This window comes from Promicromonospora sp. NPDC060271 (assembly GCF_042726755.1).
Classification (GTDB): Bacteria; Actinomycetota; Actinomycetes; order Actinomycetales; family Cellulomonadaceae; genus Promicromonospora.
The window spans coordinates 1-8,420 of sequence record NZ_JBHXBG010000219.1 but is presented as its reverse complement, the minus strand read 5'-3'; the positions used below and the strand labels follow the sequence as shown (position 1 = coordinate 8,420).

At 70.2% G+C, this 8,420-nt stretch carries 5 protein-coding genes; 3 read left to right on the top strand and 2 right to left on the bottom strand.

From position 1 onward, the window contains the following. Positions 1-58: 58 nt before the first annotated feature. Positions 59-2,365, bottom strand: coding sequence for an immune inhibitor A domain-containing protein (locus tag ACFWE2_RS23190; RefSeq protein WP_377226567.1), 2,307 nt, complete (start codon positions 2,363-2,365; stop codon positions 59-61). Between the two features lie 256 nt (positions 2,366-2,621). Between ACFWE2_RS23190 and ACFWE2_RS23185 the strand changes: the two genes are divergently transcribed. Next, on the top strand, positions 2,622-3,869 hold the full coding sequence (locus tag ACFWE2_RS23185; protein ID WP_377226566.1) for an MFS transporter: 1,248 nt from the start codon (positions 2,622-2,624) through the stop codon (positions 3,867-3,869). On the opposite strand, the gene ACFWE2_RS23180 is transcribed toward ACFWE2_RS23185, so the two are convergent. After that, positions 3,850-4,389, bottom strand: a complete 540-nt coding sequence (locus tag ACFWE2_RS23180; protein WP_377226565.1) for a septum formation family protein — start codon at positions 4,387-4,389, stop codon at positions 3,850-3,852. The genes ACFWE2_RS23185 and ACFWE2_RS23180 overlap by 20 nt on opposite strands. 187 nt (positions 4,390-4,576) lie before the next feature. On the opposite strand from ACFWE2_RS23180, the gene ACFWE2_RS23175 reads away from it, so the two are divergent. Continuing rightward, positions 4,577-5,875, top strand: coding sequence for an endonuclease/exonuclease/phosphatase family protein (locus ACFWE2_RS23175; protein ID WP_377226564.1), 1,299 nt, complete (start codon positions 4,577-4,579; stop codon positions 5,873-5,875). Between the two features lie 90 nt (positions 5,876-5,965). Further along, a complete protein-coding gene (locus ACFWE2_RS23170; RefSeq protein WP_377226563.1) occupies positions 5,966-8,353 on the top strand; it encodes a S9 family peptidase in 2,388 nt (795 codons plus the stop codon). Positions 8,354-8,420: the final 67 nt, after the last annotated feature.

The window sequence follows — 8,420 nt, the reverse complement described above, 5'->3', positions numbered from 1 at the left end:
CCGCGGGGCTCAAGCCCTGCCGTCCGCGGACAGGCGCTCTACTTCGGCGATCCGGTTGTCAGTTGACCTGGATGGTCATGTGGCCCCTTTTGGTGTCCTGCGTGAGGACCTTGATCGTGGTGCCGGTGCCACCGACGATCACCGAGTTACCCGGGTTGCTCTTCTTCCAGTACGCCTTGGGGTTGGTGTCGTCGAACGTCCACACCGGAACCTGCTTGTCCTTGACCAGGCGGGTCAGCTCGGTCTCCGACACCTCGCGGTGCAGCGAGAGCTTGTCGGTCCGCTGCAGACCGAACGTCGCGTCGAAGGACTGGATCCGGGGGCGGGCGATCGTACCGTCCGACCACTTCAGCACCTGCGGACGCGCGTCGACCGGGAGCGCCTGACCGTGGCCAGGGTGCTGCGACACGTTGTTGTCGCTGTACCGGCTGTTCACGTACCAGATCAGCAGGCCGTCCTGGTAGGGGTAGTGCTCCACCCGGTTGCTGTTGGAGAAGGTCCAGCCGTAGTTGTACGGGCCTTCCTTCAGCGTCTCGTCGTACCCGCCGTACACGCGGTTCTCCGCGACGTAGTAGTGCGAGAACTCGACCTCGTAGGTCCCGTCCGCCTCGACCGTCTGGAAACCCTCGGCGGTCCAGTCCGCTGAGTCCTCGAAGTCCTCGGTCAGCGCGGTGCCCACGGCGACGTCGTCCACCATGAAGCCGGTCTCCGTCGTGCCGCCGTCGGTCGAGTAGCGGAACCGGACCGACGCCGTCTCGCCCGCGTACTCCGCGAGGTCAGCCGTCAGGTCGACCCAGGCGCCGTCCGAGCTTCCGGTGATGCCGTTACCGGGGTTGGTCCCGTTCGGGTCCTCGTCCGTGGAGAGGTTGGTCGGCAGGGACGCCCACGAGGCGCCGCCGTCGGTGGAGACCTCCGCGAACGCGTAGTCGAAGTCCGCCTCGATGGCGTACTGGACCTTGGCGGCCAGCGAGCCATCCACCGGCACGGTGAACGACGGCGACGTGATCGTGTTGTTCAGGTCGTCGGCCTTGCCGGAGTAGACGAACTTGCCGTCGACCGGCGTGACGCCCAGGTCCTCCTGCGCGACGCCGTCGGGCAGGTTGACGATCGCCGCCTGCTCGCGCGTCGTGGCGTGGTACGACGGGCCGAGCTTCACGCGCTCGGTGTCGCCCGGCTCCACCACCTCGTAGTCGAGCCAGCCCAGGAACAGCTTCTCGGTGGCGCCCATGTGGTTCGGCGTCGTGCCGATGGTGCCGTCGCCGTGGCTCATCCACGAACCGGAGCTCATGAGGGTCCAGAAGCCGGTGCCGTTCTCGCCGCCGTCGGTGTCGTAGTAGTCGGGCAGGCCGAGGTCGTGACCGAACTCGTGCGCGAACACGCCGAGGCCACCGTTCTCGGGCTCCGTGGTGTAGTCGCGGATCCAGATGTCGGAGTCACCGATCTTGATGCCGCCGACCTTCGCGTAGTCGGCGGGGCCGTCCGTGCCGAAGCCGCCCTGGTTCACCGACCAGCGGTGCGACCAGATCGCCGACTCGGGCGCGCCGGCCTCCTCGCCCTCCCCGGCGTGGATCGCCTGGAAGTGGTCGATGTAGCCGTCCGGCTCGGACGTGATGCCGTCACCGTCCAGGTCGTAGCGGTCCCAGACGTCGAACGACTTGAGGTAGGCGTCGATCTCCTCGGCGGTCTTGCCCGCCGCGACCTGCTGCTCGTACCAGGCGTCAGCGGTGTCCTGGATGAACCGGGTCATGTCCTCGCCGGACTCGGTGGTGCCGTAGGACGCGGTGCTGTACGGCACGGTGACCCAGTCGGACACGTCGCCCTGCAGGTCGAACCGGCCGGACGACATCTCGTCGTAGATGCCCGCGAACGACTCGCCGCCCTGGTCCTCCAGGCCGGTGAAGAACATCTCCTTGTAGTGCTCGCTGGAGAAGTCGGGCTCCCAGTAGGTGGAGTTGTCGCTGCGCACCGGCTCCGGGATCTCGTTGTGCACCGGGCCCGCGGGGGCGTCCGGGTAGCGCTCGTCGGCCTGGTCACCGAACTCGACGAGGATGCTGAAGAGCTGCGCGGTCTCCTCGACGCCGTACTCGACGTACTCGCGCGGCGCGATCTCCACGACCTTCGACGCACGGTCGCCCTTGCCGCGGACCTCGACCTTGGCCTCGCCTGTGGCGACCAGGTCGACCGCACGCTGCCGCTTCTCGGTCTGCTTCTCCGCGAGCGGGTCAGGACGGTTGTCCTCCTTCGCGGGCGCCGCCTGCGGCGGCACCTCCTCGGCGGAGGGTGCTGCCGAGGCGGTGATCGGTACGAGGGCTGCGGAGAGCAGCAGGGCAGCTCCCGCGCCGACGGCACAGATGCGTTGGTTCATATTTCCTCCGTGGAGAGTTGCGGCGTCCGGGACGAGGAGGTGATTCGGGTCGCCGGACCGGCGGGACACCTTTGTCCCTGGAGGAGGAAACCAGGGAAATATTACGACAATGTTGCCCAGGACACACGAATGGCTCACGATCCACGTCTGATATTGGTGCATCGAATCGGTCCGACGCCGCGTAGGTTGGTCGCCGTCCGCCGGGCCTGTTCGTCGTCCGGGTGCACCACCGCCCACCAAGCAGCCGGAGTACAGCATGACCTCGAGCAGACCCGTCGCCGCCGCGAGCTTCGCCGCACCGCCCGTGGACCAGCGGCGCGCGATCATCGCGCTCGTCGCGCTCTCCGTGAGCGCCTTCACGTTCGTCACCGCGGAGAACCTGCCGGGCGGCCTGCTCACCCTCATCGCCGCCGACCTGGGCCGCAGCACCTCGGAGATCGGATTCCTGGTCACGGCCTACGCCGCCGTCGTCGTGCTCGCTTCGCTCCCGCTCTCGCGGCTCACGCGCAGGTTCCCGCGCCGCTACGTCCTGGGTGCGACCACAGCCGTCTGCGCCATCGGCTCGCTGTGGTCGGCGTTCTCGGTCGGCTACGCGGACCTGATGGCCGCGCGCATGTTCACCGGACTGGGGCAGGCGCTGTTCTGGGCCGCGGTCACCCCGGCGGCAGCGAGCCTGTTCGCGCCGGCCGTACGCGGCAAGATGATCGCGCGCCTCACGATCGGCAACTCGCTCGGGCCGGTGCTCGGCGTCCCCCTCGGCACCTGGGTGGGCCAGCAGACGAGCTGGCGTACCGCCTTCCTGCTGTTCGCCGTGGTCAGCCTCGTGGTATGCGTCCTGATGGTGGCCGCGATGCCCGACGTCAGCACGGAACAGGTCGGCACCGCCCACGGCACCGACCCCAGCATGCGGCGCTTCGTGCTGCTGGTGGTCACGACGGGCCTGCTCGTGACGGGCGGACTGACGATGATCACGTTCGTCACGCAGTTCCTGCTGGAGACGGCGGGGTTCCACGAGCAGTACCTCAGTCTGCTGCTGCTCGGGCAGGGTGCCGTCGGCGTGGTGACCACCGTGGTGATCGGCCAGGTGCTCGACAGGTGGCCGTGGCAGGTGGTGCTCGCCGGCCTCGGGCTGCTGACGGGGGCGCTCGTCCTCCTCTGGGGGCTGGGGCACATACCGGCGCTCGCCCTGCTCGGCCTTGCCCTGTTCAGCGTCGGCTTCAGCGTGATCCCGCCCGCACTGTCGCTCCTGGTGCTGCAGGTCGCCCCCGGCTCCACCGAGTCGGCGGCCGCGATATCGAGCTCCGTGTTCAATCTCGGGATCGCCGGCGGGGCGGCGGTAGGGGCCTGGGTGGTCGCGACCGACGGCGTCAGCACGGTGCCCCTCGTCGGGGCGGCGTTCGTGCTGGCCGCCATCGTGGTCCTCGCGACGGACCTGCGGCTGACGGCGCGACGCGCCGCCGCGCCGCGCCCTGCTCCGCTACGCCCTACTCCGCCACGCCCTTGAGGCTGCCCGTGACCGGCTCCTCGGAGCTGACCACGCACTGCAGGGTGCGGTCGTCGAGCTCGTCCCAGGTCGCCTGGGTCGGGAAGAAGCCCGTGTACCCGTACACCGACTCGTCGTAGGACAGGCCGACGAACTTCTCGAACTCGTCGTAGCACCACTCGTCGAACTTTTTCGTCACGGCCTCGGCGCCCGGGAACTCGTCGCCCTCCATGATCAGCTCGGCGTAGACCTCACCGGTGTGCGGCTCGGCGCAGGGCACCACCGGCACCGACTCGACCTCGAACTCGTCGCCCTCGGCGGAGTCGCCGTAGCCCTCGAGCGCCAACAGGTCTATGCAGTCGCCCTTCAGGATCTCGAAGGCGTCCGCCTCGGCGGAGGCGGTGATCTCGCCGCCGGGCTCGTCGCGCGGGGCGTCGCCGCCGGACGTGATCTCGTCCAGGATCGCTCCGCAGCCAGTGAGCATCGTGAGGGACACGGTCACGGCGGCGGTGGCGGCGGCGAAACGGAAAGCTCGGTTCATCGACTCTTCCTCAAGAAGCTGCGCGACGGCGAACGCCGTCGGCGCGCGGCCGACCGGCCGCCCCGGAAAACTACCGTCAGGAACCCCCTGTGCAGGGCTGTTCATACACAGTTCACCCGGTCGAACCGACTCGGCCCTACGGTGGCTGACGCGGACCACCCGCACGGCACCCGAAGAAGGAGCAGTCATGCGAGCCAGTACCCCCGTGCGCCTGACCAGCGCCGCCGCGGCAGCGGCCCTGCTGGCCGGAGCGTTTCTCGCGTCGGCAGGCACAGCGTCGGCAGGCACGGTCGCCGTGGGTGCGCCCACGGCAGGCACGGACCGGACCAGCGCCGGCCACCCCGGCGTCGGCCACCGGACCCTGCGCGCCGCCACCTACAACCTGTCGCTCAACCGGGCGACGGAGGGTGAGCTCGTCGCCGACCTGTCCACCGGCGACGACGTCCAGGCGGCGACGGTCGCGGAGGTCATCCAGCACGCGAACCCCGACGTCGTGCTGCTCAACGAGTTCGACTACTCGGGCGACGCCGACCCGTATGCCGCGGCGGACCTGTTCCGCGAGAACTACCTCGAGGTGCCGCAAGGCACTGGCAAGCCCGTGGAGTACCCGTACGCGTTCGTCGCGCCGTCGAACACGGGCATCCCGAGCGGGTTCGACCTGAACAACAACGGGACGGTCGGCGGGGGCGACGACGCGCTCGGCTTCGGTCTGTTCCCGGGGCAGTACGGCATGCTCGTGCTGTCCAAGTACCCCATCCAGCACGACCGCGTGCGCACGTTCCAGGACTTCAAGTGGCAGGACATGCCGGGCGCGCTCCTGCCGGACGACCCGGCCACCGCCGCGCCCGCCGACTGGTACTCGGCCGAGGAGCTCGCGGTGCTGCCGCTGTCGAGCAAGTCCCACTGGGACGTCCCGGTGCGGGTCGGCCACGAGACGGTGCACGTGCTGGCCGCGCACCCGACCCCGCCGTCGTTCGACGGTGCCGAGGACCGCAACGGGCTGCGCAACCACGACGAGATCCGGTTCTGGGCCGACTACGTGCGCGGCGGCTGGCGCTCCTGGTACCAGTACGACGACGAGGGCCGGCGCGGCGGGCTGCGTCCCGGCTCGTCGTTCGTGATCGTCGGCGACTACAACGCCGACCCCGTCGACGGCGACTCCGTCGACTCGGCGATCGACCAGCTCCTGCGCCACCCGCGGATCACGGACCCGCGGGCGACGTCGGCATGCGGACCCGAGGCCGCCGCGCTCCAGGCCGGCGCCAACCTCACGCACCGGGGCGACCCGGCGTTCGACACCGCCGACTTCGCCGACACGGCGCCAGGCAACCTGCGCGTCGACTACGTGCTGCCGTCGCGTGACCTGCGCGTCCGGGACGCCGGCGTCTTCTGGCCCGTGGCCGCCGACCCGCTGTCCCGCCTGACGGGCGTCTACCCGTTCCCGAGCAGCGACCACCGCCTCACCTGGACCGACCTGAGGCTCTGACCCGTTGAGTGCGGGATATTCGCCCCTCCAGCCCTGTCCGGACGGCGAATATCCCGCACTCAGCGATGCGGGCGCGGATACGCTTGCGCAGTGTCCGACGCCCTGACTCACCCAGAGACCGCCCCCTCTACCACAGAGTCCCCCCTGACGGCGCGCCGCCCGATCGAGCGCACCTTCCACGGCGACACCTTCATCGACGACTACGAGTGGCTGCGCCGCAAGGACGACCCGGACGTCGTCGCGCACCTGGAGGCGCAGAACGCCTGGACGCTAGCCCAGCAGGAGCACCTCGCGCCGCTGCGGCAGACCCTGTTCGACGAGATCAAGGGCCGCACCCTCGAGACCGACCTCTCCGTCCCGTCGCGTGACGGTGACTGGTGGTACTACGCCCGCACGGTCGAGGGTCAGCAGTACCCGATCCACGCGCGCTACCGCGCCGCGGGGCCGGACGACTGGACGCCCCGCGTGCTCGAGCCCGGTGAACCGGTGCCCGGCGAGCAGGTGCTGCTGGACCAGAACGTCCAGGCCGAGGGCCACGACTTCTTCGCGCTCGGCTCGCTGGACGTGTCCGACGACGGCGCCCGGCTGCTCCACGCCACCGACACAGCGGGCGACGAGCGCTACACGCTGCGCGTCCGCGACCTGGCGACCGGCGAGGATCTCCCGGACGAGGTGCGGGACACCGCTCCGGGCGCCATGTTCTCGCCCGACGGCGAGCACATCTTCTACCTGACCGTCGACGACGCCTGGCGGCCGTGGCGGGTGTGGCGGCACCGGCTCGGCACGCCGTCGTCCGACGACGTGCTCGTCTTCGAGGAGCCCGACGAGCGCTACTGGGTGGGCGTAGGGCTCTCCCGGTCGAAGAAGTACCTCCAGATCGAGCTCGGCTCCAAGGTGACGAGCGAGTCGTGGCTGCTGGAGTCCGACAACCCGACCGGCGACTTCCGCGTGGTGTGGCCGCGTCGCGAGGGCGTGGAGTACACGGTGGAGCACGCGGTGCTGCCCGCCTCGATGGTCGAGCCGTCCTCGCTGTCCGAGCCCCCCTCGCTCGTCGACCCGCCCTCGTCGGACCTGCCTCCCTCGCCGACCGAGCCGGCCGAGCCGGTCGAGACCCGGGACGTCCTCCTGATCCTGCACAACAAGGACGCGCTGAACTTCGAGCTCGTCAGTTCACCCGTTCCCGCGCCCGGCGAGACGGTGACGCCGGAGGCGGCGACCGTCGTCGTGGCACACGACCCGGACGTGCGGCTGGAGGGTGTGAGCGCGAGCGAGTGCTACCTGGTGCTCTACTACCGCCGCGGGGCGATCTCCCGCTCGGCGGTCCTGTCGCTGGTCGACCCGGCCGGCACCGCGCAGACCTCGCAGGTCGAGCCGGCCGAGCCGGTAGAGACCCCCCACCTCACGACGCCCCAGGCCACCTGGAGCTTCCAGGAGATCTCGTTCGGCCAGCCGCTGGAGTCGGTCGGCGCGGGCGTCGGCGTGTGGGAGCAGCCCAACCTCAAGGTCGGCTACACGTCGTTCGTCACGCCGCAGTCGCTCTACCTGTACGACGTCGCCTCCGGCGAGCGCGTCCTGCTCAAGCAGCAGCCGGTCCTCGGCGGCTACGACCCCGGCGACTACGACCAGCGCCGCGAGTGGGCGACGGCCCAGGACGGGACCCGCGTCCCGATCTCCCTCGTCTGGCGCAAGGACAAGGTGCGGTTCGGGAACTCGACGGGCTCCGAGGGGGGCTCGACCGGCGGAACGGGCGCGCCCGTCGAGCCAGCACCCCTCCTCCTGTACGGGTACGGCGCGTACGAGTCCTCGATCGACCCGTACTTCTCGGTCCCGCGCCTGAGCCTGCTCGACCGCGGCGTCGTCTTCGCGATCGCCCACGTGCGAGGCGGCGGCGAGATGGGCCGCGCCTGGTACGACGACGGCAAGCTGAGGGCCAAGCTCAACACGTTCACCGACTTCGTGGCCTGTGGCCGGCATCTCGTCGGCACCGGCTGGACGGCGTCCGACCGCATGGTGGCCGACGGCGGCAGCGCTGGCGGGCTGCTCGTCGGGGCGGCGGCCAACCTGGCACCCGAGCTGTTCACGGGAGTGCTGGCCGGGGTGCCGTTCGTGGACGCGCTGACGTCGATGCTCGACCCGACGCTCCCCCTGACGGTCACCGAGTGGGACGAGTGGGGCGACCCACTGCACGACCCCGAGGTGTACGCCTACATGCGCTCGTACACGCCGTACGAGAACGTGGCCGACGACGCCTCGCACTACCCCCGGATCCTCGCCACCACCAGCTTCAACGACACCCGCGTGCTGTACGTGGAGCCGGCGAAGTGGGTGGCCCGGCTGCAGGCGGCGGGTGCGCCGGCGATGCTGAAGATCGAGATGTCGGCGGGGCACGGCGGCGTCTCGGGGCGCTACTCGGCGTGGGAGCAGATCGCGTTCGAGCACGCGTGGGTCCTGGACGTCCTCGACCTGGCGAACCACTGACCCAAGGTAGGACGCCGAAGTAGAGCGCCTGTCCGGGTCTCCGTGGCGACACCAGGGAGACCCGGAC

What these genes read in the sequence shown, in the direction of transcription:
- ACFWE2_RS23190 (WP_377226567.1), bottom strand. Translation starts at nt 2,365, where the DNA reads ATGAACCAACGCATCTGTGCCGTCGGCGCGGGAGCTGCCCTGCTGCTC.
- ACFWE2_RS23185 (WP_377226566.1), top strand. Translation starts at nt 2,622, where the DNA reads ATGACCTCGAGCAGACCCGTCGCCGCCGCGAGCTTCGCCGCACCGCCC.
- ACFWE2_RS23180 (WP_377226565.1), bottom strand. Translation starts at nt 4,389, where the DNA reads ATGAACCGAGCTTTCCGTTTCGCCGCCGCCACCGCCGCCGTGACCGTG.
- ACFWE2_RS23175 (WP_377226564.1), top strand. Translation starts at nt 4,577, where the DNA reads ATGCGAGCCAGTACCCCCGTGCGCCTGACCAGCGCCGCCGCGGCAGCG.